27 protein-coding genes are annotated in these 24,773 nt (G+C 68.7%); 16 read left to right on the plus strand and 11 right to left on the minus strand.

What is annotated here, in order from left to right:
- Window positions 1-27: 27 nt before the first annotated feature.
- Window positions 28-1,002 carry a threonine/serine dehydratase gene (locus OG474_RS16340; RefSeq protein WP_405063142.1) on the minus strand — a complete coding sequence of 325 codons (975 nt, stop codon included), beginning with the start codon at window positions 1,000-1,002 and terminating at the stop codon, window positions 28-30.
- 28 nt (window positions 1,003-1,030) lie between these two features.
- Between OG474_RS16340 and OG474_RS16345 the strand changes: the two genes are divergently transcribed.
- The 5 genes from OG474_RS16345 (at window position 1,031) to OG474_RS16365 (ending at window position 4,159) form a co-directional block, all read left to right on the plus strand.
- Complete coding sequence (locus OG474_RS16345) at window positions 1,031-1,453, plus strand: hypothetical protein (RefSeq protein ID WP_405063143.1); 423 nt, start codon at window positions 1,031-1,033, stop codon at window positions 1,451-1,453.
- Window positions 1,454-1,551: 98 nt separating this feature from the next.
- Window positions 1,552-2,166, plus strand: a complete 615-nt coding sequence (locus tag OG474_RS16350; protein ID WP_405063144.1) for an FMN-binding negative transcriptional regulator — start codon at window positions 1,552-1,554, stop codon at window positions 2,164-2,166.
- A gap of 62 nt (window positions 2,167-2,228) precedes the next feature.
- On the plus strand, window positions 2,229-2,789 hold the full coding sequence (locus OG474_RS16355; protein WP_405063145.1) for an RNA polymerase sigma factor: 561 nt from the start codon (window positions 2,229-2,231) through the stop codon (window positions 2,787-2,789).
- On the plus strand, window positions 2,786-3,340 hold the full coding sequence (locus OG474_RS16360) for a hypothetical protein (protein ID WP_405063146.1): 555 nt from the start codon (window positions 2,786-2,788) through the stop codon (window positions 3,338-3,340). The genes OG474_RS16355 and OG474_RS16360 overlap by 4 nt, the downstream gene beginning before the upstream one ends.
- 186 nt (window positions 3,341-3,526) lie before the next feature.
- Window positions 3,527-4,159, plus strand: coding sequence for a VanZ family protein (locus OG474_RS16365; RefSeq protein ID WP_405063147.1), 633 nt, complete (start codon window positions 3,527-3,529; stop codon window positions 4,157-4,159).
- Between the two features lie 93 nt (window positions 4,160-4,252).
- Here OG474_RS16365 and OG474_RS16370 read toward each other — a convergent pair whose 3' ends face one another.
- Window positions 4,253-4,849 carry a pentapeptide repeat-containing protein gene (locus tag OG474_RS16370; protein ID WP_405063148.1) on the minus strand — a complete coding sequence of 199 codons (597 nt, stop codon included), beginning with the start codon at window positions 4,847-4,849 and terminating at the stop codon, window positions 4,253-4,255.
- Between the two features lie 118 nt (window positions 4,850-4,967).
- Here OG474_RS16370 and OG474_RS16375 point away from each other — a divergent pair, with 118 nt between their 5' ends.
- On the plus strand, window positions 4,968-5,864 hold the full coding sequence (locus OG474_RS16375) for an NAD-dependent epimerase/dehydratase family protein (protein WP_405063149.1): 897 nt from the start codon (window positions 4,968-4,970) through the stop codon (window positions 5,862-5,864).
- Window positions 5,865-5,868: 4 nt separating this feature from the next.
- Window positions 5,869-6,630 carry a protein phosphatase 2C domain-containing protein gene (locus tag OG474_RS16380; protein WP_405063150.1) on the plus strand — a complete coding sequence of 254 codons (762 nt, stop codon included), beginning with the start codon at window positions 5,869-5,871 and terminating at the stop codon, window positions 6,628-6,630.
- On the opposite strand, the gene OG474_RS16385 is transcribed toward OG474_RS16380, so the two are convergent.
- Genes OG474_RS16385 through OG474_RS16395 form a run of 3 tightly spaced genes read right to left on the minus strand, consistent with a single transcriptional unit; the run spans window position 6,612 to window position 9,716 of the window.
- Entirely contained in the window at window positions 6,612-7,508 is an 897-nt protein-coding gene (locus OG474_RS16385) for a DUF4328 domain-containing protein (protein ID WP_405063151.1), read from the minus strand. The two genes, OG474_RS16380 and OG474_RS16385, sit on opposite strands and share 19 nt — an antisense overlap.
- Before the next feature lie 43 nt (window positions 7,509-7,551).
- Window positions 7,552-9,084, minus strand: a complete 1,533-nt coding sequence (locus OG474_RS16390; RefSeq protein ID WP_405063152.1) for a glycerol-3-phosphate dehydrogenase/oxidase — start codon at window positions 9,082-9,084, stop codon at window positions 7,552-7,554.
- Entirely contained in the window at window positions 9,081-9,716 is a 636-nt protein-coding gene (locus tag OG474_RS16395; protein ID WP_405063153.1) for a TetR/AcrR family transcriptional regulator, read from the minus strand. Before OG474_RS16395 ends, OG474_RS16390 begins: the two co-directional genes overlap by 4 nt.
- 115 nt (window positions 9,717-9,831) lie before the next feature.
- Here OG474_RS16395 and OG474_RS16400 point away from each other — a divergent pair, with 115 nt between their 5' ends.
- The 3 genes from OG474_RS16400 to OG474_RS16410 are packed head-to-tail and all read left to right on the plus strand — an operon-like array spanning window position 9,832 to window position 13,158.
- Window positions 9,832-11,376 carry an FAD-binding oxidoreductase gene (locus OG474_RS16400; protein WP_405063154.1) on the plus strand — a complete coding sequence of 515 codons (1,545 nt, stop codon included), beginning with the start codon at window positions 9,832-9,834 and terminating at the stop codon, window positions 11,374-11,376.
- Between the two features lie 34 nt (window positions 11,377-11,410).
- Window positions 11,411-12,130 (plus strand): SDR family NAD(P)-dependent oxidoreductase, encoded by a 720-nt coding sequence (locus OG474_RS16405; protein ID WP_405063155.1) that lies wholly within the window; start codon window positions 11,411-11,413, stop codon window positions 12,128-12,130.
- Complete coding sequence (locus OG474_RS16410) at window positions 12,127-13,158, plus strand: S-adenosylmethionine:tRNA ribosyltransferase-isomerase (protein WP_405063156.1); 1,032 nt, start codon at window positions 12,127-12,129, stop codon at window positions 13,156-13,158. Before OG474_RS16405 ends, OG474_RS16410 begins: the two co-directional genes overlap by 4 nt.
- Window positions 13,159-13,350: 192 nt before the next feature.
- On the opposite strand, the gene OG474_RS16415 is transcribed toward OG474_RS16410, so the two are convergent.
- Together OG474_RS16415 and OG474_RS16420 are read right to left on the minus strand one after the other, a co-directional pair.
- Window positions 13,351-14,103 carry a rhomboid family intramembrane serine protease gene (locus OG474_RS16415; protein WP_405063157.1) on the minus strand — a complete coding sequence of 251 codons (753 nt, stop codon included), beginning with the start codon at window positions 14,101-14,103 and terminating at the stop codon, window positions 13,351-13,353.
- 62 nt (window positions 14,104-14,165) lie between these two features.
- Complete coding sequence (locus OG474_RS16420; protein WP_405063158.1) at window positions 14,166-14,708, minus strand: peptidylprolyl isomerase; 543 nt, start codon at window positions 14,706-14,708, stop codon at window positions 14,166-14,168.
- A 156-nt stretch (window positions 14,709-14,864) separates the two neighbouring features.
- On the opposite strand from OG474_RS16420, the gene OG474_RS16425 reads away from it, so the two are divergent.
- Window positions 14,865-15,611 carry a DUF5324 family protein gene (locus tag OG474_RS16425; protein ID WP_405063159.1) on the plus strand — a complete coding sequence of 249 codons (747 nt, stop codon included), beginning with the start codon at window positions 14,865-14,867 and terminating at the stop codon, window positions 15,609-15,611.
- A gap of 67 nt (window positions 15,612-15,678) precedes the next feature.
- Here OG474_RS16425 and OG474_RS16430 read toward each other — a convergent pair whose 3' ends face one another.
- The 3 genes from OG474_RS16430 to OG474_RS16440 form a co-directional block, all read right to left on the minus strand.
- Window positions 15,679-16,002, minus strand: coding sequence for a hypothetical protein (locus tag OG474_RS16430; protein ID WP_405063160.1), 324 nt, complete (start codon window positions 16,000-16,002; stop codon window positions 15,679-15,681).
- A gap of 174 nt (window positions 16,003-16,176) precedes the next feature.
- A complete protein-coding gene (locus tag OG474_RS16435) occupies window positions 16,177-16,686 on the minus strand; it encodes a methylated-DNA--[protein]-cysteine S-methyltransferase (protein WP_405063161.1) in 510 nt (169 codons plus the stop codon).
- A gap of 12 nt (window positions 16,687-16,698) precedes the next feature.
- Entirely contained in the window at window positions 16,699-17,298 is a 600-nt protein-coding gene (locus tag OG474_RS16440; RefSeq protein WP_405063162.1) for a rhomboid family intramembrane serine protease, read from the minus strand.
- 117 nt (window positions 17,299-17,415) lie between these two features.
- On the opposite strand from OG474_RS16440, the gene OG474_RS16445 reads away from it, so the two are divergent.
- The 3 genes from OG474_RS16445 (at window position 17,416) to OG474_RS16455 (ending at window position 21,240) form a co-directional block, all read left to right on the plus strand.
- The gene (locus tag OG474_RS16445; RefSeq protein ID WP_405063163.1) at window positions 17,416-18,141 is read left to right on the plus strand and encodes a DUF4328 domain-containing protein; all 726 of its coding nucleotides are present in this window, start codon (window positions 17,416-17,418) and stop codon (window positions 18,139-18,141) included.
- 205 nt (window positions 18,142-18,346) lie between these two features.
- On the plus strand, window positions 18,347-20,470 hold the full coding sequence (locus OG474_RS16450) for a DUF4328 domain-containing protein (protein WP_405063164.1): 2,124 nt from the start codon (window positions 18,347-18,349) through the stop codon (window positions 20,468-20,470).
- A 2-nt stretch (window positions 20,471-20,472) separates the two neighbouring features.
- On the plus strand, window positions 20,473-21,240 hold the full coding sequence (locus tag OG474_RS16455) for a sugar phosphate isomerase/epimerase family protein (protein ID WP_405063165.1): 768 nt from the start codon (window positions 20,473-20,475) through the stop codon (window positions 21,238-21,240).
- Here the strand turns inward: OG474_RS16455 and OG474_RS16460 are convergent.
- Window positions 21,227-21,784, minus strand: a complete 558-nt coding sequence (locus OG474_RS16460; protein ID WP_405063166.1) for a TetR family transcriptional regulator — start codon at window positions 21,782-21,784, stop codon at window positions 21,227-21,229. The genes OG474_RS16455 and OG474_RS16460 overlap by 14 nt on opposite strands.
- A gap of 78 nt (window positions 21,785-21,862) precedes the next feature.
- Between OG474_RS16460 and OG474_RS16465 the strand changes: the two genes are divergently transcribed.
- Both OG474_RS16465 and OG474_RS16470 read left to right on the plus strand, forming a co-directional pair.
- Entirely contained in the window at window positions 21,863-22,999 is a 1,137-nt protein-coding gene (locus OG474_RS16465) for an FAD-dependent oxidoreductase (protein WP_405063167.1), read from the plus strand.
- A 67-nt stretch (window positions 23,000-23,066) separates the two neighbouring features.
- Entirely contained in the window at window positions 23,067-24,770 is a 1,704-nt protein-coding gene (locus tag OG474_RS16470; protein WP_405063168.1) for a M14 family metallopeptidase, read from the plus strand.
- Window positions 24,771-24,773: the final 3 nt, after the last annotated feature.

A 24,773-nucleotide genomic window follows, 5' to 3' on the forward strand; every position in this document is an offset into this window, starting at 1 on the left:
GTGAAAAGCACGTTACGGGTACGCCGCTCAGCGGAGCGACTGAATTTCCGACGGGGCCTGGATCCAGCGGTGGTGGTCGGGTGGGTTCACGTTGCTGCCGCAGATGATGGTGACGACGCGGCGGTCGGCGAAGCGGGTCGGGTTTTCGAGGAGCGCGGCCAGGCCTAGGGCGCCGGAGGGTTCGGCGACCAGGCCGGCGTGGGTGTGGAGGAGGCGCACGCCGGCGATGATCGAGGACTCCTCGACCAGTACGGCGTCGTCGGCGACCTGCAGGAGGTCGGCCAGCACCTCGGGAATCGGGCGGCGGCCGGCCACGCCGTCGGCGATCGTGTTGGTCGCCGAGGTGGTGATGACGCGGCGTTCGCGCCAGGACAGTGTCATCGCGGGTGCGCCGACCGGCTGCACGCAGATGATCTCGACGTCGGGCGCGAGCTCCTTCAGGACGTGACCGATGCCGGTCGCCATCGCACCGCCGCCCAGCGCGATCAGGACGGTGTCGAAGGACCCGGCCGACTCGACCAGCTCCAGGCCGATGGTGGCCGCGCCCTCGCAAGTTTCGAGGTCGAGGCTGTCCTCCACGAGCCGGATCCCGGTGGACCGCGCGATCTCCGCGGCCCTGTCCCGGGCGAGTTCGTGGTCGCCGTCGACCAGTTCGAGAGTGGCGCCCAACGCGCGGATGCGGTCGAGCTTGGCCGGGGTGGCGAACCGAGATGCGACGACCGTGATGTCCAGTCCGCGCTTGCGGCCCGACCAAGCGAGCGCCTGCCCGAGGTTGCCCGCACTGGCACAGACCGCGGCGGTCCCGGCGAGTTGACTGGCGACCAGCTCCGTACCGCGACCCTTGAAGCTGCGCACCGGGTTCGCCGTCTCGAGCTTGATGCTCACGTGACAACCGAGCTCCGGCTCCAACGCTTCGCACTCGTAGAACGGCGTGTCGAGGAACACCGGGTCGATCACCTCGCGGGCCGCCCGGACCCGGGCCGTGTCCAAGCGCGTCTCCACTGCCCCACCCTCTCACGCAGAATGGTGCATGACTTTCGTGCGCTACCAGAGTCCAGTCCCCGACCGCCGCGGCCGCCGGATCGGCATCTTCGGTCTGGTGAACATGCTCGGCCACCGCGGACTGCTCACAGCCGAGGAGGAGAACTTCCGCCGTACGACGAATGCCTGGTACGACGCCACGTACACGAACCCGTCCACGGTCGACCCGACCGTCTACGAGGACAACCTGTTGGCCGCGTCCTGGTTCCGGACCACCGCCACGCACCTCTTCGAGCCGATCCCCCAGTACCTGGCGGTCCTCGCCGCCCACAACCTCCCGTGCGAGCGCTACGAGTCCCCCGACCCCGGCCGCGTCCTCTACGAAGACACCCACCAGGTCGTCGTCGTGCCGCACGCCCCCGACCCGACGGAGCCCACCACCCTGATGTGGCTTCCGCCGGCGGCGGCGTAGGCCGGTTGGGGGTGAGAGGTGGGGTGAATTGGACCTGTGCAGGGTTCGGCCCGAGGCGGCAGGCTGGAGGTGTTTGCTGGTCGAGGGTTGGAGTTCGGATGTATGTTCCTGCGCATTTTGCTGCTGGAGACGATGTTGTCGAGGAGCTGTTGGCCGGTCATGGGGCGGCGGATCTGGTGACGATGACGGATGCGGGTCTGCTGGCGACGATGCTGCCGTTCGTGTACGACGCGGAGCGGAAGGTGCTGCAGGGGCATCTGGCGCGGAACAACGAGCAGTGGCAGCTCCCCGTGCGGGGCGAGGCGTTGGTGATCATGCACGGCGTCGACTCGTACGTGTCACCGAGCTGGTACGCCGCCAAGCGCGAGCACGGCCGCGTCGTACCGACGTGGAACTACGTGACGGCCCACGTGTACGGCGAGCTGACGGTGCACGACGATCCGGTCTGGGTGGGCGAGCTGGTACGGCGGTTGTCCGATCTGCACGAGGGCACGCGGGCCGAGCCGTGGTCGGTGGCGGATGCCCCGGAGAAGTTCGTGACCGGGCAACTGCGGGCGATCGTCGGGATCGAGCTCGCGATCACGCGGGTCGAGGCGAAGGTGAAGTTGTCGCAGAACCGGTCGGCCGCGGACGTCGACGGCGTGATCGCCGGCCTGCGCGCCGACGGGGACGAGACGGCGGCCGCGGCGGTCGAGGAGCACCGGCCGACCTGATCGGGACGTAACGTCAGGTACTGCTCGGGCCAAGTACTTCCGACTGCGACGGAAGGACGGACGTGACCGAGATTGCCGAGATCGGGCGGGACCCCGACGTGTTCGAGGCGTTCTACACCGAGCACATCGAACGGATTCAACGGTTCGTGGCGCGGCGGGTGGACGATCCGTACCTGGCCGCGGACCTGACGGCGGACGTGTTCCTGGCCGCGATCGACGCGGCGGCCGGCTACCGGGCGAACCTCGGTACGCCGGTCGGCTGGCTCTACGGGATCGCGCGGAACGTGGTGTCGGCGGAGAAGCGCCGGCATGCCCGCGAGTTGCGGGCGAACCAGCGGATCTCGGGGCGGCGGCTGCTCACGCCGGACGACGTCACCCGGCTCGAGGAGCGGATCGACGCCGAGGCCTCGGCGCGGGCGTTGTTGCGGGCGATGGACGAACTGCCGGCCGGCGAACGCGCCGCGCTGGAGCTCGTCGTACTCGACGGGCTCTCGCCGCAGGACGCCGCGCAGGTGCTCGGCATCCGGTTCACGGCGTTCCGGGTGCGGTTGCACCGGGCGCGCGGACGGCTCAGGTCGCAGTCACTCCACCTGGCACCGACTCCCACGGAGATGACCTCATGAACACCTTCGAAGACAAGCTGCTGACCGAGCTCCGCACAGTGGTCGCTGAGCGACCGGTCGACATCCGGCGCAAACGGCCGAAGCGGGTCCTGGTCGGAATCGCCGCCTGCCTGACACTGGCTGCCGGTACGGCGGTCGCCGTACCGATCCTCGGCGGTGAGCAGGCAACGTCGTCGGCCTACGCGGTGACGACCCAGGCGGACGGCAAGGTGCGGGTACGGATCTACAACTTCACCGATGCCGATGGGCTCGCGAAGCGGATCCGGGCCGCTGGTGTCCCGGCGGAGGTCACGGTCGTGCCACCGGGCAAGATCTGTCGCAGGACTCCGGCTCCCGTCATCCACGAGGTGCGGGGTGCGGTGCTGAATACGGCAGAGCTGATGACGTCCAAGCCCGACAGCCCCCGCCTGGGCCTGGAACTCGATCCGACGAAGTTCCGTGGTCACACGCTGCTGCTCGAGCTGATCGACGACGGCAAGTCCAGTGGTCCCGCCTCGCCGCGACGCGCGCAGACCGGAAGCTTCGGTCCGTGTGTGTTGGTGGACCGCTGACTCCATCGCAAAAGATCGTTGCCCTGAGCACCTACATGGCGTGACAGTTTGTGCTCGGTTTGTCACGGGTTGTTTGCGGCTGCGTGCAGATGTCCGGATAAGCCTGGCGGGGTGTGCACGCGACGACAGATCGTCGAGAGGAGGAAGAGAGCGAGTCAGGCGGTCGACCACGGGAGGGTCCGACGAGTGCTCGAGACTTATCGCGGCATCCCACATCTGCTCGACACCTGGCTCGTGCTGACCGGCATGGCACTGCCGGTGGCACTCTCGTCGCTGCGGCGGCCGGGGGCCCTGCCCCCTCGCCTCGCGGCGTTCGGGATGCCGGCGGCGTTCGCGCTGGTCCTGGCGGCGACGCTCAGCCCGACGCCGCACCGGCTCAGCTCGGTGGTGGGCCAGTGCGGCACCCACCTGGCCACGACCGGCGGACTCACCTCGGTCCAGGGTCTGCTCAACGTACTGCTGTTCGTCCCGGCCGCCGGAATGCTGGCGCTGGCGAGCGGCCGGCCGGGTGACGGCATCGCCGCCGGGATCGGGCTCTCGGCCTCGGTCGAGGCGGTCCAGGCGCTGATCCCCCAGCTCGGGCGCTCCTGCCAGCTGCACGACCTGATCGCGAACACGGCGGGGGCCTTCTGCGGGGTCGGGCTGGTGGCGGGAGTACAGTCCATCGCACGGCGTCGCCACCTGGTCACCGGCCCGTACGTCGTCGAGCACGCGGCCATGGTCGTCGTCCGGCCCCGGACGCCCGCACGGCACCTCCGTCCGGTCCCGGTGGTCGCGAAACCGTCGAACGGGCTCCGGCCGATGGTGCGGACGCGCTGAGTTTCTCCCGGCAAGAAAGTTATCCGGAAGGTTATCCACAGGTTGTGGGTAATCCGGGGGATGACGGCTCAGCTACCTAAAGTTATCCACAGGCTAGGGCCGGACGTCGAGCCCCAGAGCGGTCGCCACGACCATCGCCTGGGTCAAATCGATCCGCGCGTCGCGCAGTCCGACGGTCAGCGGATCGAGGGTCGAGAGGTCCGATCCGCGCAGATCGGCGCCGGTGAAATCGGCCCGCTGGAGCGAGGCTCCGGACAGATCGACGTCCCGCAGGACCGCCTTCGCCGCCCGCAGACCGGTCAGATCCGCCTCGCGCAGCTTCACTCCGTGGAGCTCGGCGCCGCGCAGATCCGCGCCCGGCAGCCCGGTGAACGACCAGTCGCCGCCGGAGACCTTCAGCAGGTTGTAGGTGCAGTCGTCGAAGAAGCTGCCGACGAACTTGCACCCGGTGAACGTGGTGTCGAACAGCGAGCACCGGACGAACGTGCAGTTCACGAACGCGGCGTCGGTGTGCGTCGAGGCGTTGAACCGGACCCCGCGGAACGTGCACTCCTCGAACACCCCACCGCGGTTGTCCACCTCGGTCAGGTCGGTGTCGATGAACAGCACCCGCCGATGAGTCACCCCGGACAGCTCCGGATCGTCCCACTCACGGATCGTCGACTCGGTCGGTATCGCGCGTCTCGCCATCCCCGCACCCTGTCACGCGCGGCCGACACCCAAAGTTGTGATGCTTACGAGTCAGGTTGTGATGGTGCCGCCGGAGAACGTTCAGCGGACCGACAAGTACGGGCCGCACGATGGAGGGGTGAGCGGATCAGAGCGGGTAATGGTGTTCGGCGCGAGTGGATTCCTCGGTGCCCGGATCTGTGCGCTGCTCGCCGATCGGGGCGTCGAGTACCGCGGACTGAGCCGGAACCGGGGTGAACCACATCTGCGCTGCGACCTGGCCACGATGCACTCGTACGCGCTGGAGACCCAGATCGGCCTCTACAAACCGACCGTGGTCATCAACGCTGTCGGGGCGGCCACCGGCGACCCGGCCGATCTGGTCGCGGCGAACGTGACTGCGGTCGAGGCCCTGCTGGCGGCGACCCGGGACAACGCGGGTCATGCGCGGTTCGTTCAGCTGGGGTCGGCCGCCGAGTACGGCGGTGGTCCGCACGGCGCGAGTCAGTCCGAGGGGTCCGCGGCCCGGCCGACCGGTCCGTACGGGCTGACCAAGCTGGCCGGCTCCGAGCTCGCCGTCCGGGCGCAGCGCAACGGCGCCGACGCGGTCGTGCTCCGCATCTTCGACGTACTCGGCCCTGGTGCGCCGCCGACGACGGTAACCGGCAAGGTGATCGAGGACCTCCGCGACCGGCAGCAGATCGAGGTCGGGTCGCTCGATGTCTGGCGCGACTTCGTGGATGTCCGGGACGTCGCGGAGGCGGTGATCGCGGTCGCGCTCACGGACACCAAGCTGCCGGCGGTGCTGAACGTCGGGACCGGCCGGGCGACGCTGGCGCGCGACGTGGCCGGTCAGCTGTTCGAGCTGAGCGGCCAGCCGGCCCGGATCGTCGACGACCGCGACCAGGACGGCGCACTGGGCGACCCATGGCAGCAGGCCGACATCGGACTGATCGGTGAGCGGCTCGGATGGTCGCCGAAGATCGCCCTGGAGCAATCGCTCGCCGACAGTTGGGCTGCACCCCGGGCAGACTGAGTGCGTGGAGATTCGATCGAGCTGCCAGCCTGCACCGGATCGCCAACCGCCCGCCGTCAACGAGGACCTGGTTCTGACCGGGCCGGACTTCGCCGTGGTGTTCGACGGCGCCACACCTTTCCCCGGTGTCGACTCGGGCTGTCAGCACACAGTGGCCTGGCTGGTCGGTCGACTCGCCCGGTACGTCGCTCCGCCGCTCCTGACCGCGTCGACCGCGCCACTGGCCGACGTACTGGCTGAGGCGATCGCTGCGGTCTGTGCGGAGCACACGGAGACCTGCGACCTGACTAATCGGGACAGTCCGTCGTCCACAGTCGCCATGGTGCGCGTCGGCCCGGACAGCGTCGAGCACTTGGTGCTGGCCGACTCACCTGTCGTCTACTGCTCCCCCGACGACGTGGTGACTGTGCACAGCGATGAGCGGCTCGAGCAGTTGCGCGAGCGAACAGTCGGAGCCGTCCGCCGACACCGGAACACACCCGGCGGCTTCTGGGTAGCGAGTACCGATCCGCAGGCGGCGTACCAAGCAGACACCGGTACGACGGACCGCGCCGAGATCGCGACGATCGGCGTACTGAGTGATGGCGCGTCCCGATACACCGAGCACTACGGACAGAGCTGGGCCGACCTGATGACTGTGCTCACCACCGAAGGCCCGGCGGCGCTCATCCGTCGAGTCCGTCGGTACGACGAGGCTGCGACCACGCTCCGCTGGAAACGGTACGACGACGCGACCGCGGTCGTGCTCTACGACATCGGACGGTAGGACGGGAAGCTCGGCGGCGGCTGGTAGTACTGAACGGGCGCCACTGCCGGCGGTGTGACCCGCTGCTGCTGCCACTGCCCGATCTGCAGCATGAGCAGTGCCGAGGTCACCGTGGCGACGATCAGCAGCAGGGCGGCGACGGTGAAGCCGATGTCGACCCAGAGCGCGATCTGGACCATCACGTCCTGCAGTCCGTAGAACTGGACCGATCCCTCCGGGTCCTCGGAGGCATCGACGACCTGAACGACGAAGACGAAGAAGCCGATGACTCCGGTCAGCAGGCCGGCCAGCACGATCACCCAGTACCCGGTCCAGGCCGCCCACCAGCTGTAGAGCAGCGTGCGAATCCGCTGACTCCGGGCGGCACCCGGATCCTCGAGCGGTGCGCTGGCGGTGACGATGTCCTGCATGACCTGCAGCGGATACCAGAACTGGACGACCGGGCAGAACCACGAGCCGATCACCCAGCCCGCACTCCGCCGGTGCATTCCTTGACCGGGCGGCAGTGGGTTGGCAGGCGGCCGGGGCGCGAGGGCCGAGTTCAGGAAGTCGCTGTTCTCGCGGGTGTTCCAGAGCCAGAGCAGATACGCGACGCAGGTCCCGAACATCAGATAGCCGACCAGATTGAGCACCCAGCTGCCACCGACGAGCGCACGGAGGCCGCCGTCGAACTCGTCCTCGGTGAGGTTCAGGAAGATGAAGTTCTTGACCTCGTCGTACGAGCGCCACATCAGGGCCGACTGGAGTGCCGTGACGAGGGCGGTCAGCCCCATCAGCACAATGCTGACCAGCGCGGTCTTGCGCAGCTGCCGGTAGCGCGGCGGCAGGACCTGATACGGCCCGTGCCGCGGCGGCCCCGGATAGTACGGCTGTGCCATCGTCATCCCTCCCCGCGACAACCGTATCTCGGGACGGGAGCGCTCAGACCGCCGCGAACGCCTCCCGGACGGCCGGCAGCGCCAGCTCCCGGTCCGCGGCCGACAGCCCGAGCCGGGTCCGGCGGTCGAGGACATCGTCCGCGTCGAGCGCGCCCTCGTGCTGAACCGCGAACAGCAACTCCGCGTACGTCGTCCTGAGCCCGGGCGCGATGGGGGCGAGTGATGCCCCGGCCGCCGCGATCACCTGCGGCGCCTCGACGCCGTACCGCTGGATGAACCGCGGGGGCGCGGCCACTGCCGCCAGCCGGACCCGGTCGGCCGCACCGACCAGTGGGATCCGGTGCGTCAGACAGGGGCGCTGCGCGTCCAGAGTGGACTGGGCGAGCGCAGTGTCCAGCGCGTCCTGCGCCATCCGGCGGTAGGTGGTCAGCTTGCCGCCAACGATCGTGACCAGGCCGTCCGGCCCAGTGATCACCGCATGCCGCCGGGAGATGTCCGCCGTCTTGTTGCCGTGGCCAGTGTCGAGCAGCGGGCGCAGTCCGGCGTACGTGCCGAGCAGATCGGCCCGAGTGAGCGGTGTCTGCACCGCACGGTTGATGGTGTCGAGCAGGAAGTCGATCTCACCGTCTGTCGCCCGCGGCACGTCGCTCACCGGACCAGGCGCGTCCTCGTCGGTCAGACCGACGTACACGCGGTCGTCCGGCGCGGGAATCGCCATCACCACCCGGCGCAGATGCCCCGGAACCGGCACGGTCAGCACTGCGGACAGACCACCGAAGGCAGCCTGTGGAAAGACCAGATGGGTGCCGCGGCTCGGCCGGAGCTTGATGCCATCGGTGATCTGGCCTGCCCAGATCCCGGCCGCGTTGATCACCACCTTGGCGTCGACACTCGTCCGCCGCCCGGTCAGTTGGTCGACCAGCACGGCGCCTTGGCCCGTCACCTCGGTGGCAGCCACCCGGGTGAGCACGCGAGCGCCGTACTGCGCGGCTGTGCGGGCGATCGCGATCACCAGCCGGGCGTCGTCGTACAGCTGGCCGTCCCAGGTCAGGAAGCCGCCGCGCAGTCCCTCCGGCCGGAGCGTCGGCGCGTAGCGCAGAACCTCGGCCGAACCGACCCGGCGCGAGTGCGGCAGGTAGTCGTCGCTGGTCCGCGCGAACGTGCGCAGCAGGTCGCCGCCGAGGAACGCGCCGCGCACGAGCGCCGCCTGCGAAGCCTTTGCCTGCGGCAACCAAGGTGCGAGCTGCGGGACCGGGTGCACGAGGTGCGGGGCGGTCGTCTTCATCAGGATCCCGCGCTCGACGGCGCTCTCGTAGGCGATGCCCACGTGGCCGGAGGCGAGGTAGCGCAGGCCGCCGTGCACGAGCTTCGAGCTCCAGCGGCTGGTCCCGAAGGCCAGGTCGTGCTTCTCCACCAGGGCAACGGTCAGACCGCGCGCGGCCGCGTCCAGCGCGACGCCGGCACCGGTCACACCGCCGCCGATGACCAGGACGTCGACCTTGCCGGTCGTCTCCAGCCAGTCGAGTTCGCGGGCGCGGCGGGCCGCGTTCAGGCTGGCGTTGCCCAGGGAGATCATGCCCGGGGAGATTGCGGTAGCAGGTACTTGTTCAGCATGTCGCGGAGCTGCTCGTCGAGCTTCGGATACTCCTCCTTGGTGGCCATCACCGGACCGGAGACCGCCGAGGCGAGCGAGACCAGGATGATCTGCCGGGCCAGCCAGACCGCGTCGCCGTCCTGGATCGAGCCGTCCTCCTGACCGGCCCTGATCCCCGCCTCCACCAGCGCCAGGTGCGCGACTGTGCTGCTGCCGCGCCGCTCGAGCAGATACGGCGTGAGGAATTCGGGGTCGAGCTCGACGATCTTGCGCATCAACGGGTGCGTCCGGGTGTGCGCGACCACCTCGACCACGCCCTCGACCAAGCGGGTGCGGCCGTCGGCGGCATCCGGTGAGAAGGCCGACATCAGCGCGGTCGTCCACTCGCGGGTCATCAGGGCGGCGACGACGGCCTGCACGTTCGGCCAGCGGCGGTAGAGGGTGGCGCGGGAGACCTCCGCGTGCCGGGCGATGTCGGCCATCGTCATCCGGCGCATCCCGATCGCGAGCAGCAGCTCGTAGGCCGCGTCCAGGATCCGCTCCTCGCCGATCGCGTTCGCGGGAGTGGGACGGCTACTGGTCTCGGACCCTGATTCGCTGCTACGCTGAGACATCACACGTCAGAGTGTATCAGCGACTCGACGCCCGGGGACAGTCCTGGGCAGGTGGAATCAGGGGTTTCATCTGCCCAGGACGCTACCCCGACAGACGAGTGATGGGGAGAGTGCCATGACCGAGTCAGACTTGCCGGTGGTGCAACTCACGCCCGGGCGGTGGGGCGATCCGGCGGTCTCGGTCGAGGTTCCGGCTCCGGCGCTCGCCGCGCTGCACCACCTCGGCGTACGGCGTCCTGAGTCGGGGCCGGTCTCTCCGGCGGACCGTTCGGGGCTGACTGCTGATCAGGTGAGCGTTCTGACCGGGGTTGTCGGGGCCGAGCATGTCGCGACCGATCTGGATCAGCGGTGGGCGCACACGCGCGGCTACTCCACGCCGGACCTGCTGCGGCATCGGGCCGGCGACACCACCGACATGCCGGACGCGGTCGTCTTCCCGGCCGATCACGACGAGGTCCTCGCGCTATTGGCCGCCTGTGCCGAGCACGACCTGGCCGTGGTGCCCTACTCGGGCGGTACGTCGGTGGTCGGCGGGCTCGCGGCATCCCGGCGGTTCGTCACGATCGACCTGGGTCGACTGGATCAGCTGCTCGAGGTCGATGACATCTCGCGGACGGCGACTCTGCAGGCCGGGGTGCGTGGTCCCGCGGCCGAGGCGCTGTTGGCCAAGCACGGCTACACGCTCGGGCACTTCCCCCAGTCCTACGAAGGCGCGAGCATCGGCGGGTACGCCGCGGCCCGGTCCAGCGGGCAGTCGTCCGCGGGCTACGGCCGGTTCGACCAGATGGTGGTCGGCGTGACACTGGCGACTCCGCGCGGGACGGTCGAGCTCGGCCGCGCGCCGATGTCCGCCGCCGGGCCGGACCTCCGCCAGCTCGTGCTCGGATCCGAGGGTGCCTTCGGCATCATCACCTCGGTCGTAGTGCGGGTCCGGCCGCGCCCGACCGAGCGGCACTTCGAGGGCTGGCGTTTCGACACCTTCGAGGCCGGACTGGACGCCGTACGGCGATTGGCGCAGGACGGGCCGTTGCCGACCGTGCTCCGGCTGTCGGACGAGGCCGAGACCGCGGTGAACAATCCGGACGGTCCTGGTGGCGCATTGGCGATTGTCGGCTTCGACGGTCCGTACAAGCCCGGGACTGGTGAAGTGCTCAGTGCAGCCGGTGGTCAGAACCTTGGCGCGGAGCCGGGTGAGGCGTGGCGAGTCGGGCGGTACAAAGCGCCGTACCTGCGGGATCCGTTGCTTGACGAAGGCGCACTGGTCGAAACACTCGAGACTGCTGCGTTCTGGTCGCGCATTCCGGCGCTGAAGGGTGAGGTGACCGAGGCTCTGGTGAAGTCGCTCAGTGATCAGGGCACTCCGCCGCTGGTGCTCTGTCACGTGTCGCATGTGTACGAGACCGGCGCTTCGCTCTACTTCACCATCATCTGCGCGCAGACCGACGAGCCCATCGACCAATGGGGCAAGGCGAAACTCGCAGCGAACGCTGCGATCGCGGCGGCCGGTGGGACGATCAGCCATCACCACGGTGTCGGCACCGATCACCGCTCGGCGTACGCCGAGGAGATCGGCCCACTGGCGGTCGAGGCATTGCAGGCGGTCAAAGGAGTGCTCGACCCGAAGGGCGTGCTGAACCCCGGCATTCTGATCGGCCCTTGACCTCAAGTTCGCTTGAAGTATGACAGTTGCGGGCATGACTCCTGAACCTGCCAACCGTCCTGTTGCTCTCATCACCGGCGCCTCGGCCGGTCTCGGTCTCGCGCTGGCGCACGGTCTGGCCGATCGGGGCTGGGCGCTGGTGATCGACGCCCGCGGCGCCGACGCGCTCAAGGACGCCGCCGATGCGCTGGCCGATCGCACCGACGTCGTACCGCTCGCCGGTGACGTGACCGATCCGCAGCACCGTGCCGACCTCGCCGAGGTCATCACCGAGCTCGGTCGCCTCGACCTGCTGATCAACAACGCGAGCTACCTCGGGCCCAGTCCCCTGCAGGCACTGGGCTCTGCGGACCTCGACGAACTGCGTCGCGTCTACGAGGTCAACGTGGTCGCGCCACTCGCTCTGACGCAGACCCTGCTCCCGCAGCTCACTGCAGCGACGGGAGTGGTGGTCAACATCAGTTCTGATGCTGCCGTTGAGGCCTACGAGACCTGGGGCGGCTATGGCTCGGCCAAGGCCGCGCTCGACCACGCATCCCGAGTTCTCGGTCAGGAGCACCCGTCGCTCGCGGTGTACGCCGTTGACCCGGGTGACCTCCGGACGGCGATGCACCAGGCGGCGTTCCCCGGCGAGGACATCTCGGACCGCCCGGAGCCGGCGACCGTCGTACCGGCGTTTCTGGCGCTGCTGGACCAGCGGCCGACGAGTGGTCGCTACCGCGCTGCCGAGTTCGCACCGGCGGTGACCTCGTGACAATCCATCCACACACGAGATTCGTGTTGCCCGACTCGCTGAACGCCAGTGAGCCGCCCGAGGCCAGAGGGCTCTCGCGGGATCAGGTGAAGCTGCTGGTCGCGGAGGGGTCGACCGTCACGCACACCCGCTTCGATCGGATCGGTGACCACCTCCGGCCCGGCGATCTCCTGCTGGTGAACACATCCGGCACTCTCGCGGCCGCAGTGGACGGCACCTGGATCACGGGCGCCGGTGTGGCGTCGGTGGTCGTGCACTTCTCTACTGCGCTTGACGACGGCAACTGGGTAGTGGAACTGCGCAACGGCGGCGCACCGATGCTCGGCGGTACGTCGGGTGACCAGGTGGAACTGCCACGGGGTCTCCTCACGCTGCTCGCTCCGTACCAGTCGGAGTCGAACCGCCTGTGGCGGGCTAAGCCGCCGGTGACCGACATGATCGGCTACCTGCAACGGCATGGGCGGCCGATCACCTATAGCTATGTGAGCAAGCGGTGGCCGCTGGCGTCGTACCAGACTGTCTTCGCTCGGGACCCGGGCAGCGCGGAGATGCCTAGCGCGGCACGGCCGTTCAGCTTCGAGCTGGTGAGCAGTCTGGCCGCTCAGGGGGTGCTGATCGCTCCGATCACGTTGCACTGCGGCGTCTCCTCGCTGGAGAGCCACGAACCGCCGTTGCCCGAGCGGTACGACGTACCCGAGCACACCGCACGTCTGGTGAACTGGGTAAAGGGCAACGGCGGTCGCATCGTGGCAGTGGGAACCACTGCGGTCCGGGCGATCGAGTCCGCGGTCGGCGCCGACGGGTCAGTCGTCGCCGCGCGCGGCTGGACCGACCTCGTCCTCGGCCCCGACCACCCGGCTGTCGTCGTCGACGGACTCATCACCGGCATGCACGCTCCCGAGGCGTCGCACCTGCTCCTCCTGGAGTCCGTGGCGGGAGGTGGCACCGTGCAGCAGGCCTACGACGCGGCTCTGCATGAGCGCTACCTCTGGCACGAATTCGGGGACAGCTGCCTCGTTCTCAAGTGACGCTGTCTCCGCTGACGACGGGCCCGGCTCATTACCGGGCCGGGCTCGTTTGTCCACCGCTCGTGGGCTCATCGAACTGTCCTAACCACCTGGGTCCCCCGTCGGGACATGCCTCTATAGGACACGCCCCGACCCGAAGGTGTCACGGTCCTTCATCCAACCGAGCGCCAATTGTGGCCTAGCCCGTTACGGCTAGCGGCGGGCTCGTTGCTGGCGGCGTTTGGTGTCTTGGAGGAAGAGCCAGGCGACTGCGGCGCCGGTGACGAAACCGCCGAGGTGGCCTTCCCAGGAGATGTTCGGGATCAGGAACGAGAGCACCGCGGTGATGGCGACGTAGCCGAGGATCCAGGTGACGTCGAGGTTGCGGGCCCGGCTGACGACCAGCAGGGCGCCGACCAGGCCGAGGACGGCTCCGGACGCACCGAGTGTCGCCGAGGTGGGGGTGCTCAGCAGCCAGACCGCGACGCCGCCGCCGAGGGCGGACAGGAAGTACAGGATCGCGAAGCGCAGCCGGCCGAGCATCTGCTCCAGCGGCGGCCCGATCTGCCAGAGCATGAACAGGTTCGAGAAGATGTGGAAGATCTGCACGTGGGTGAACGCCGACGTGAGCAGCCGCCACGGCTCGGACTCGACCAGCGCCGGGAAGAGGACCAGGTCGTTCAGCAGCTGCGGGCTGCCGACGCGGACCCCGATGAACACCAGCACGTTCAGTGCGAGCACGGTCATCGTGACGACCTGCGGGTTACCGCGCTGGATGCCGCCCAGCGACGTACGGGTCCGGGGGATCGACTTGACGCCCTCGTTGAAGCAGCTCGGGCACTGGAAGCCGACCGCCGCGGAGTTCATGCAGTCCGGGCAGATCGGGCGGTCACAGCGCTGGCACCGGACGCCGGCGGGCCGGTTCGGGTGCCGATAACAGACAGGGCCGGCATACGGTTCGGTCACGCGGCGGTCCTCCGGGGAAGGGCGACGGGACCGGTCCGACGACCGGTCCCGCGGGGTGGATCTCAGGCGTTCTTGCGCTCGATGACCACGTGGTTGATGACAACCGGCTCGATCGGGCGGTCGCCGGGGGCGGTCGGCACGACCGCGATCTCGTCGATGATCTTGCGCGACGCGTCGTCGGCGACCTCGCCGAAGATCGTGTGCTTGCGGTTCAGGTGCGGGGTCGGCGTGACCGTCACGAAGAACTGCGAGCCGTTGGTGCCCTTGCCGAACTGGATCCCGGCGTTCGCCATCGCCAGCAGGTAGGGACGGTCGAACTGCAGCTCGGGGTGGATCTCGTCGTCGAACGAGTAGCCCGGCGTACCGGTGCCGGTGCCGAGCGGGCAGCCGCCCTGGATCATGAAGCCCTTGATGACGCGGTGGAAGCCCAGGCCGTCGTAGAACTTCTCGTGGCTCGGCTCCCCGGTCTGGGCGTCGGTCCACTCCTTGGTGCCCTCGGCCAGGCCGACGAAGTTCTCCACGGTCTTGGGTGCCTGGTTCGGGAACAACCGGATGACGACGTCACCCATCGTCGTCTGCAGGGTTGCGTACAGCTCTTCGGCCACGGGAGTCGCTCCTCGGTAGTTACATCTGACGCCATCGATCCTGTCACGTCCGGGCAAGAATCCGTGGAACCGGGGGTTTGACAGGTGGGTACGGCTACGATGCAGATGAGACCGGGTTTGTCCAGAGCGGTATCAGTTGCGTCCATGGAGGGAACTGTGGGTTTGAGGAAGTCCAAGGGCCGGATCGACATCGCGAAGGACCGCGTCCGGCCGTTCGCAGAATCGGCGTCGGAGAAGTTCGGACCGGCCGTGGGCACCGCACGGGAGAAGGTGTCGCCGTACGCCGAGAAGGCCGTCGAGCGGGGCGCGCACCTGGCCCACGTCGCGGTCGAGAAGGCCGGACCACGTATCGACGACGCCTTGTCCAAGGTCGGACCGGCCACCGAGCACGCGGCCGAGAAGGCCCGGGAGCGGTTCAACGACGACGTGCTGCCGAAGGTGTCGGCCGCGCTGGCGTCGCTGGCGGCCGCCGCCGAGCCGGTGGTCGAGGAGACCTCCCGTCGCGGCAAGGCCACCAAGGCCGCGCTCCGCGGTGAGATCGACGTGCCGAAGAAGAGCCACAAGCTCCGTACGGCGGTGCTGCTGCTCGGCCTCGGGGCGCTCGCTGCCGCCGCGGTCAAGAAGCTGCTGACGCCGCCGGAGCCGGCCTGGCAGTCCACGCCGACTAGCGGCCGCGACTACAGCTCCGCCGCGGCACCGCGTCCGGAGAGCTCCAACGGGCACACCGCTCCCAAGGCGGAGACCCCGAAGCCGGAGGCTCCGAAGGCGGAGACGGCCAAGGCAGAGACCGCTAAGGCTGAGGAAGCCAAGCCTGCCGACGAGGTCAAGGCCTCGTCGAACGGTACGGCCAAGAAGACCAGCACTCCCAGGAAGTCGACGGACACCAAGCCCAGCGACTCCTGAGCTGTCGTACCACCGCAATCACGAAGGGCCGCTACCCCAGCTGGGGTAGCGGCCCTTCGCGTTGCCACTAGATCGGCTGGGGCTCCGCCTCAGGCTCTCCGTGGCTCGCGGCGATCGTGTAGCGGCCGGCGGAGAGGAGCTGGGTGGCGTAGCGGTGGGTGATGCAGGGGTAGGTGCCGCCGCAGTGGGTGCAGAGCGCGTGGTTGCGGTGCATCCAGGGGACGATGCCGAAGCGTTTGGTGCGGGTGAGTGGCTCGCGGTCCGGCGCGTGCGTCTGCAGGGCAGTACGCGCGGCGTCCTGGATTTCGGGAGCGGACCACTCTTCGGCGCTCTTGTTCATCAGGGCGCTGAGATCTGGGTGGGGGTGGGCGGTGGACCGGGTCTTCGTCATATGGGCGTCTTCCGAGGCAGGAGGGAGCGCCAATCGATCATTTTGCTGAATCGTTTGATTCGTGGGTGATCAACTGATCGCTGATAGCAACGGTAGTCCTGCCAAGTCCAACGAGGCGCGCCGTACGGGGCTATGTCGGTGTCAGATCTTCGTCAGGTTTCGCTGCGTGCTCGGTCAGGACCACAGGGTCTCGAAGCTGACCCGTGCCTCGAGCTCCAGCAGGTGCCGTTTGGTCGGGATCCCACCGCCGAAGCCGACCATCTTCCCGCCGGCCCCGACGACCCGGTGACAAGGCACCACGATCGGCAGCGGGTTCCGGTTGCAGGCCGTCCCGACAGCTCGAGAGGCGCCGACATCGGCCGACACGATCTTCGCGACATCGCCGTAGGTCTGCATCTCGCCGTACGGGATCCGGGTCAGCTGCGTCCACACCGCTCGCTCGAACTCGGTCCCGCTCCGCACCGACAGCGGCAGGTCGAACTCCTGCAGCTCACCAGCGAAGTACGCCGCCAGTTGTTCAGCGGTCCTGCTCAGCAGCGGATCGCTCTCCGCAGGTCGGTCGAGCCGCTGGCGTTCGGGGCGGTGGGGCGGGGAAGGTATCTGAAAAGCGACCCGGCACAGCCCGGTCTCGTCCACGGCGAGCGACAGCTCCCCGATCGGCGAATCGACCACACACCAGCGCATGACATCTATCTTCTACTGCTGCACCGACACTTTCGGCCGCAGCAGGAAGCCCAGGGCGAAGCCGAGGAGTGCGGGCAGACCGTGGTTGTCGTGGACGACGGTGTCGATCACAGCGAGCACCGGGATGGCGATTGCCACCATCCGCACCCGCGGCGCGACCGTGACTCCCGATGGCGGGCGCAGCGCGACCGCGGCCAGCCCTCCGAGCAGTCCGGCGATACACATCGAGTTCCCGGCACCGATCGGGCTCAGCCACAGATAGCTCATGAGCTGGCCGAACCAGCCGCAGACGAAGTACAGGATCAGCCAGCGCCCACGCCCGAACACTCGCTCGGCGACTATGCCCAGGACCGCGAGGCCGATCAGGTTGGACAGCAGCCCGACTGCCCAGCCGTCCTGGAAGAACATCGCGGTCAGCAGTCGGTACCACTGGCCGTCGTCGATCCGGGCGGCGTCGCGCACCACCGCGTCGTACAGCGGGCGGTGCAGCAGCTGCGCGACACCGCAGGCCAGGGTCACGACGAACACCGCTCCCGTCAGCCATGGCTTCGTGGGTGACGAGATCCGGCCGAGGAAGTCGGCGTACGGATTGGCTGTGCGTTCGGGGCTCACACTGCTGAATCTAGGCTCGGATGAAGGTCAGTACCTCGGACATCTGTCACGAGACACCAGGGCGGCGACGACTTGATGTCCTCGCTCGGTCACGCGGTGTTGTGCTACATCTGATCCATGCCGAGCCGGCCGCCGCAACCGCCGCTGGACCGATGGTTCAGTTCCGAGCGGACGATGGGCCTGGCCTCTTCGGTGCTGATCTGCGTGGTGACGGTCACCACCTGGGCCACCACCTGGTCGGACTGGTACTCCTACCGGACAGTCGAGCGGTACGGCGACGATCCGGACCGGCTGGCCGAGGCGGACCTGTTCTCCGGGTCGCTGGGCATCGTCTCGGGGCTGGTGCTGTTCGCGGCCGCCGGGGTGTTCATCGTCTGGCTCTGGCGGGTCCGGTGGAACGCGGAGATGTTCTGTCGCGGCGAGCACCGGTTCACGCGAGGCTGGGTGCTCGGCAGCTGGATCTGCCCGGTGGTCAACCTCTGGTACCCCAAGCAGGTGGTGGACGACATCGTCGCGGCCAGCGACCCGCGCACTCCGCCGCAGACCGAGTCGCTGCGCGACCTGCCCGGCACGCGGCTGGTCTGGGCCTGGTGGATCACCTGGGTGGTCGGACTGGTGTCCGGCAACATCGTCCAGCGCGGAGTCCTCGGTGGCGCGAACACCGTCGGCGACCTGCGGACCAACGTGATCCTTTCCACGATCTCGGCCGTCTCCACGTCGGGTGCGGCGGTGCTCGCCATTCAACTGATCGCCCACATCGACGACCTGCAGACGAACCGGCCCTGGGTGCCTTGGTGGAGGGTCGATCAGGTCGAGAGACGCTTCCAACCTCCTGCGCGGTAAACGAAACCGTTACACACTGTCGGATCCCTCGTTACAAGTGGTGATGGCCGTACGAAAAGAACACGTTAAGTCGATACCCTCCGTGCTGGGACCGGCTCCCTTGGCGTACCTACTTCGTGGTATCAATGTGGCTCGGTCATGCGGGGGCAGGTTCTGGCCGAACCGACTAACAGACGGAGTTCCGGCAACGCGAGGGACGCACGACGTGAGCCACCCGCAACCCACAGTTCTGTCAGCTGTAGAACAGAACCACGAAGAAGAGTGGCAGTCGCACGCAACTGAGGAGTTCCAGCAGGTAGGCACGGTCGGCAAGATCGCGATCGGGCTGCTGGGAGCGTCGACTGTCACCCACCTGCTCTCCACCTGGTCGGACTGGAACACGTATTCCGTGGTCCACCGCTACCTCGGTGGGCTGCCGGGTGTCGACGACGCGGATCTCAACCGTGCCGACGCGATCGCGAAGTTCACCGCGATCCCGAACGTCGTCATCTCCGTCGCCGCGGCCGTCTTCTTCGTCATCTGGTTGTGGCGCGCGCGGGTCAACTCCGAGGTGTTCTGCCAGGCCGACCACCGCCGCAGCCACGGCTGGGTGCTGGCGAGCTGGTTCGTCCCCGGCCCCAACCTCTGGTACCCGAAACAGATCGTCGACGACGTCTGGCTGGCCAGCGATCCGAAGACCCCTGTGTACGCCGATGACCTGCGCCGGTTCAGGACGCCGTCCCTCACCTCCGTGTGGTGGGTCGCCTGGATCGGCGCTCTCGCGTTCGACGTGGTGGTCCGGCGCTTCCTGATGTGGATGGAGGCGACGGTCAACTCGCTGCGCGGTATCGCGCTGGCCGGGACCGGGTCGCTGATCCTGACCGGAGTGTCCGCGGTCGCCGCGACGCTGATCATCCGCAAGATCACCGCGATGCAGACCGAGCGCGAGTGGAGCCCGTGGTGGGACCAGCGCGAGCCGAAGCTGACCGCGGTCCCGACCTACGCGAACGACGACACCGACGAGCAGCCCGCGATCGTCGAGCCGATCGCCGCCTCGGCCCAGGCCGGTCTGGCGTCGTCGCCGACCCGGCGGCTCGAGCGTCAGCCGGAGCTGCAGCTGGCCGGCGGCGGTGCCGCTGCTGCCGGTCCAGTAGCGGGCAGCCCGTTCGCTGCGGCAGCCGAGGCCGGCCCGGTTGCGGGCAGTCCGTTCGCTGCGGCCGCCAGCGCGTTCCCGGGTGACGGTGCGACCGCGGGGTCCTTCCCCGCTGGCAGCCCGTTCGGTGCGGACGAGCCGGCCGAGGAGGCGCCCAAGTGGAGCCCGTTCGCCCCGGTCGCCGAGACCTGGCAGGGCGGCGAGCAGCAGGCCGAGGCCGGTCCCTCCACCGAGCAGTTCGACGCGGTGTCGACCTGGCAGGACGACAACCACACGGCCGAGCAGACGGCGTACCAGCCGCTGAAGCCGTCCTGGAGCGAGTTCCTCGGCTCCACGGCCGAGGAGGACCCGCTGGCCGCGGCCAAGAGCCGTTGGATGAGCGACGAGCCGGCGCGGACCAGCGTCCAGCCGGATCCGTTCGCCTACCAGCCCGAGCAGCAGGCCGACCCGGAGCCGTCGTGGGCGAGCAGCTACTCCGAGCCCTACACGTCGTACGAGAGCACTTCGGACTACCTGACTTCGACGGCCCCGTCTTCAGCGGCGCTGCCGTCGGTCGAGCCCGCACCCGAGCCTGAGCCCGCGCCCGTTGCGCGCGCTGGTCGCAGGGCCGCTCGGGTCGCGGTGGACAGCCCGTCGGTGATCCAGGAGCAGCACAGCGTCTACCCGCCGGCGCACGAGCCCGCCTCCTCCGGCTACTACGAGCCGGCGCCGGTGCTCGCGTCGCAGGACGACTACCTGACCCCGTCGAAGCCGCTCCCCTCGGTCCCCGAGTACGGACCGGAGCCGTCGTACGGTGCGGACTACACCACCCCGTCGTACGAGCCGACCAGCTACCAGTCCTACGAGACGCCGTCGACGGACTACACATCGTCGTACACCTCGGAGTACGGCAGCGACCCGAACTACGGCACCGCGCAGTACGGGTACAACTCGGACTACACGAGCAGCGCCTACGAGCCGTCGGCCCCGTCTACTCCCGCTCCGTCCGCGTACGAGGAGTACACCTCGAGCTCGTACAGCGGCACGGAGTACCCGAGCAGCACCGAGCCGGCGCCGTCGTACGACAGCAGCTACAACTACGGCACCGAGCCCTCCTACGGACAGCAGCCCGCTGAGGAGTACCCGTCGTACACGCCGGAGGAGCCCGAGCCGGAGCAGCCCGGACCGCGGACCCACCCGCGCCGTCGCTGGACCTGATCGTGCCGATCGCCTTCGCCACCCTCGGGTGCCACGGCGCACCCCTGGACGAGGTCCTGAAGCTTGCCAAGGGCAACGATGTGAGCGGGCTCGAACTGCGCACCGCGCCGGACGAGTTCACCCACGTCGGACTGTCCGCGGCCGAGCGTCGTGAGCTGCGCACCCGGATCGAGGACGCCGGGCTGGAGATCCTCGCCCTGAGTAGCTACGTGAGGCTCTGCGCCGTCGAGGAGCAGCCGCTCGAGGCGCACCTCGAGCTCGCCGCGGACCTTGGCGCCCGTGGCGTCCGCGTCTTCCCCGGAGACGACGCCGGTACGACGGATGCCCCGAGCCCGGGCGAATTCCGCGCCCTCGATCGCATCGCGACGGCGCCCAAGGATGCGCGCATCCTGCTGGAGACCCACGACTCGCACTCCGCCGGCCGGAAAATGGCCGCCTTGCTGACCCTGGTCGACGCGAACGTCGCCGGGCACAACGTGCGGGTGATCTGGGACAGCGCGCACACCTGGTCGCACGGCGAGACTCCGGCCGAGGCGTTCGCGCTGCTGCGGCCGTGGCTCGAGTTCGTCCAGATCAAGCAGAGCGACTCGGCCCAGAAGTACCGGCCGGTGGCGATCGAGGATGGCGACTTCCCGATCCAGGACCTGCTCAAGGCGCTCGAGGGCACCGACTACCCGCTCTCGCTCGAGTGGGAGACCAAGTGGCACCCGCACCTGCCCTCGCTCGAGGAGACGCTGCCGGCGGTCGCCCGCTGGCTCACTCCGCAGTGAGCGGTTCCATCAGGTAGTGCGTGATCGTCGGCGCCAGGAAGGCGACCGCCTGGTCTGCCGACAGTGCGGTGACCGGCGGCAACTGCAGGATGTAGCGGCATAGCGCGAACCCGAGCGCCTGCGTCGCGACCAGACCGGCCCGCAGCACGGGCTGATCGACAGCCAGCCTCTGCAGGGTCGGAGCGAGCTGGCTGGCGAACACCAGCCGCATCCGCTCGGCCGCGCTCTCGTTGGTCGCCGCGGTCCGCAGAAGCACCCGAAAGGTGTCTTCCTCCTCCCAGCGCGCGAACAGGTGCCGAACCAGCCGCGCACCCACCTCCGCAGCCGGTACGTCGCTCAGGTCGGGGAGCCGGATGTCGAACTCGGCCGCCTCCGCGAACAGCTTCTCCTTGCTGCCGAAGTACCGGATCACCATCGCCGGGTCGATCGCCGCGTCCGCCGCGATCGCCCGGACCGTGGCGCGCTCGTACCCGTCCGCCCCGAACCGCTCCCGCGCCGCGGTCAGGATCGCCGCCCGGGTCCGCTCGGACTTCCGCTCAGTCATGGTCGCAGCATATGCCAACAGCCGTTGACTTCCGTGTTACCGTGGAAATCAACAAGCGTTGACAAAGAGAAGGCGACGATGAACGTCGATGTCGTGGTGGTGGGCGCCGGACCGGTCGGGCTCGCGGCGGGGGCCGCTCTCCGGCAGCACGGGCACACCGTGCTGGTCGTCGACAAGCTGGCCGAGGGCGCGAACACCTCGCGCGCGGCGGTCGTCCATGCCCGGACCCTGGAGGTGCTGGAGCAGCTCGGCGTCACCGAGCGGCTGGTGGCGGCCGGTCACTCGGTGCAGGACTTCGCTGTCCGCGAGGGTGACCGGGTGCTCGTCCCGGTGAGCCTGCGGCGGTTGCTGACCGCCTACACCTTCGCCCTGATGATTCCGCAGTCGACGACCGAGCGGATCCTGCTCGAGCGCCTCGTCGAGCTGGGTGGCGAGGTGCGGCGGCCGTGCGCGGCCATGGGGCTGACGCAGACCGGCGAGAGCGCAGCGGTCACCCTCGACACCGGCGAGGTCATCACCGCCCGGTACGTCGTGGCCGCCGACGGGATGCGCAGCACGATCCGCGAGCTGTCCGGGCTGACGATGCCGGGCAACGTCCTGCCGCTCTCCGCGAGTCTGGTCGATGTCCGCGTCGACGGTGGTCTGCCCACCGACGAGGTCGGGCTGTATCTCGCCAAGGCCGGCCTGCTCCTGGTGGCGCCACTCCCGGACGGGATCTTCCGCCTGGTGGCCGAGGTGCCGGACGCACCGGAGCACCCTGATCTGGCAGCTGCGCAGCGCATGCTGACCGAGCGCGGACCGGAGTCCAACCCACCGACGGTCACCGAGGTGATCTGGGGATCGCGCTTCCGGATCCACGAGCGGGTCGCCGACAGCTACCAGGCCGGCCGGGTGTTGCTGGCCGGCGACGCCGCCCACACGCACAGCCCGGCCGGCGGCCAAGGCATGAACCTCGGACTGCGCGACGCGGTCGCCGTGGCCAACGCGCTGCACACCGCACTCACCACCAGCGACGAGACCGAGCTCGACCAGTACGGCGCGACCGCGCGCGCCGAGGCGGTTCGCGTGATCGCGTTGTCGCACCGACTCACCACGATGGCCAGCGCCCCGCAATTCGTCCGGCCGCTGCGCAACGTCGTACTGAGGCTGGTCGGTGGCTCCGAGTCGGTCACCGACGGATTCGGTAGGCAGTTGGCCGGACTCGCCGAAGGTTAGCCCTCGTGGCGCGGGGAATCGCTTCCGCTGGCACGGTGTGACCTCTACCCTCCAGTTACCGCATGCAATGCCTCAACTACTGGAGGTCATCGTGTTCCGTCCCGCCCGATGGACTCGACTCGTTCCCCTCGCACTGGCGGCCGTCCTCGCCGTCGGTGCCGGGAGCCAACTGCCTGCCGCCGTGCAGGCCTCGGCGCCACCGGACCGCAAGGCCGTGGCAGAGCAGAACGACGAGCTGATCCAGCTGCTCCGGGTGAACACCCCGACGCAGTCCGACCGTAAGCGACTCACCAGTCTCGACCTGGACCTGGCCGAGTCGTCCGGACCGACCTACACCGACATCGTTGCCTACGGCAAGAGTGATCTCCGGCTGCTGACCCTGGCCGGGTTCACCTGGTCGGTCCTGGAGGACGACCTCGAAGGCGCCGACCGGGAGCGCGAGAAGGCCGACGCCGAGTACGCCAAGGCTGTGAAGAACAAGGCGGTCCTGGCCACCTTGCCCAGTGGCAGGACGGCGTACCGGCAGCTCGCCGACTTCACCGGCAACCTGGCCAGCCTGGCGCAGCAGTACCCGACCAAGGCGAAGCTGTTCAACCTCAAGGAGAAGTCGCTCGAGGGCCGGACCGTCCAAGGTCTGGAGATCTCCCACGACGTCGGCACCAGCAGCGGCAAGCCGGTCTTCCTGATGATGGGGCTGCACCACGCGCGCGAATGGCCGTCGGGTGAGCTGACCATGGAGTTCGCCTACGAGCTCCTGCAGAAGGACGGCACCGACGCACGGATCACGAACATCCTGGAGAAGTCCAAGGTGATCATCGTGCCGGTGGTGAACCCGGACGGCTTCAACCTGAGCCGGACCCTCGGGTACGAGATGAAGCGGAAGAACTGCCGGATCGTCAACGGCCAGATCCCGACCGCCGGCCAGTGCGCACAGTCGTCGAACCAGTCCCGCGGTACCGACCTGAACCGCAACTACTCCGGCTTCTGGGGAGGTCCGGGTGCGTCGACCAGCCTGACCTCCGAGACGTACCGGGGTGCGGGCGCGTTCAGCGAGCCGGAGTCCCGCAACGTCCAGTCGCTGGTCTCCGCGCACCAGGTGACCACGTTGATCACCAACCACACCTACTCCAACCTCGTGCTGCGTGAGCCGGGCTACGCCAGCGCCGCGAACACTCCGGACGAGGCGATCTACAAGGCGCTGGGTGACCAGATGGCCGCGCAGAACGGCTACACCAGCCAGAAGGCGTACCAGCTGTACGACACCACCGGCACTACCGAGGACTGGTCGTACTACGCGACCGGTGGGCTCGGGTTCACCTTCGAGCACGGTGCGAGCAGTTTCCACCCGGCGTTCTCGAACGTCGTGAACATGTACTTCGGCTCCGGCAGTACGGCGGGCAAGGGGAACCGTGAGGCGTACCTGCTCGCGGCCGAGTCCACCATCAACCCGGCGCGGCACTCGGTGGTCACCGGCACCGGCCCGGCGGGCGCCGTACTGCGACTGAAGAAGTCCTTCACCACCAAGACGTGGAACGGCACCTTGCTGCCCGACGTCCTCGAGACCACGATGACGGTGCCCACTGGTGGGTCGTACACGTGGCACACCAACCCGTCCACGCGGCCGATCACCATCCAGAACGGTGGCGGCACCGAGTCGTGGACGCTGACCTGTGAACGCCCGACCGGCCAGGTGCTGGAGACCCGTCAGGTCACCGTCGCCCGCGGTGCGAGCGTGACGGCGAACCTGACGACCTGCAGTGCAGCCTTCTAGGTC

This window comes from Kribbella sp. NBC_01505 (assembly GCF_045040285.1).
Lineage (GTDB): Bacteria > Actinomycetota > Actinomycetes > Propionibacteriales > Kribbellaceae > Kribbella.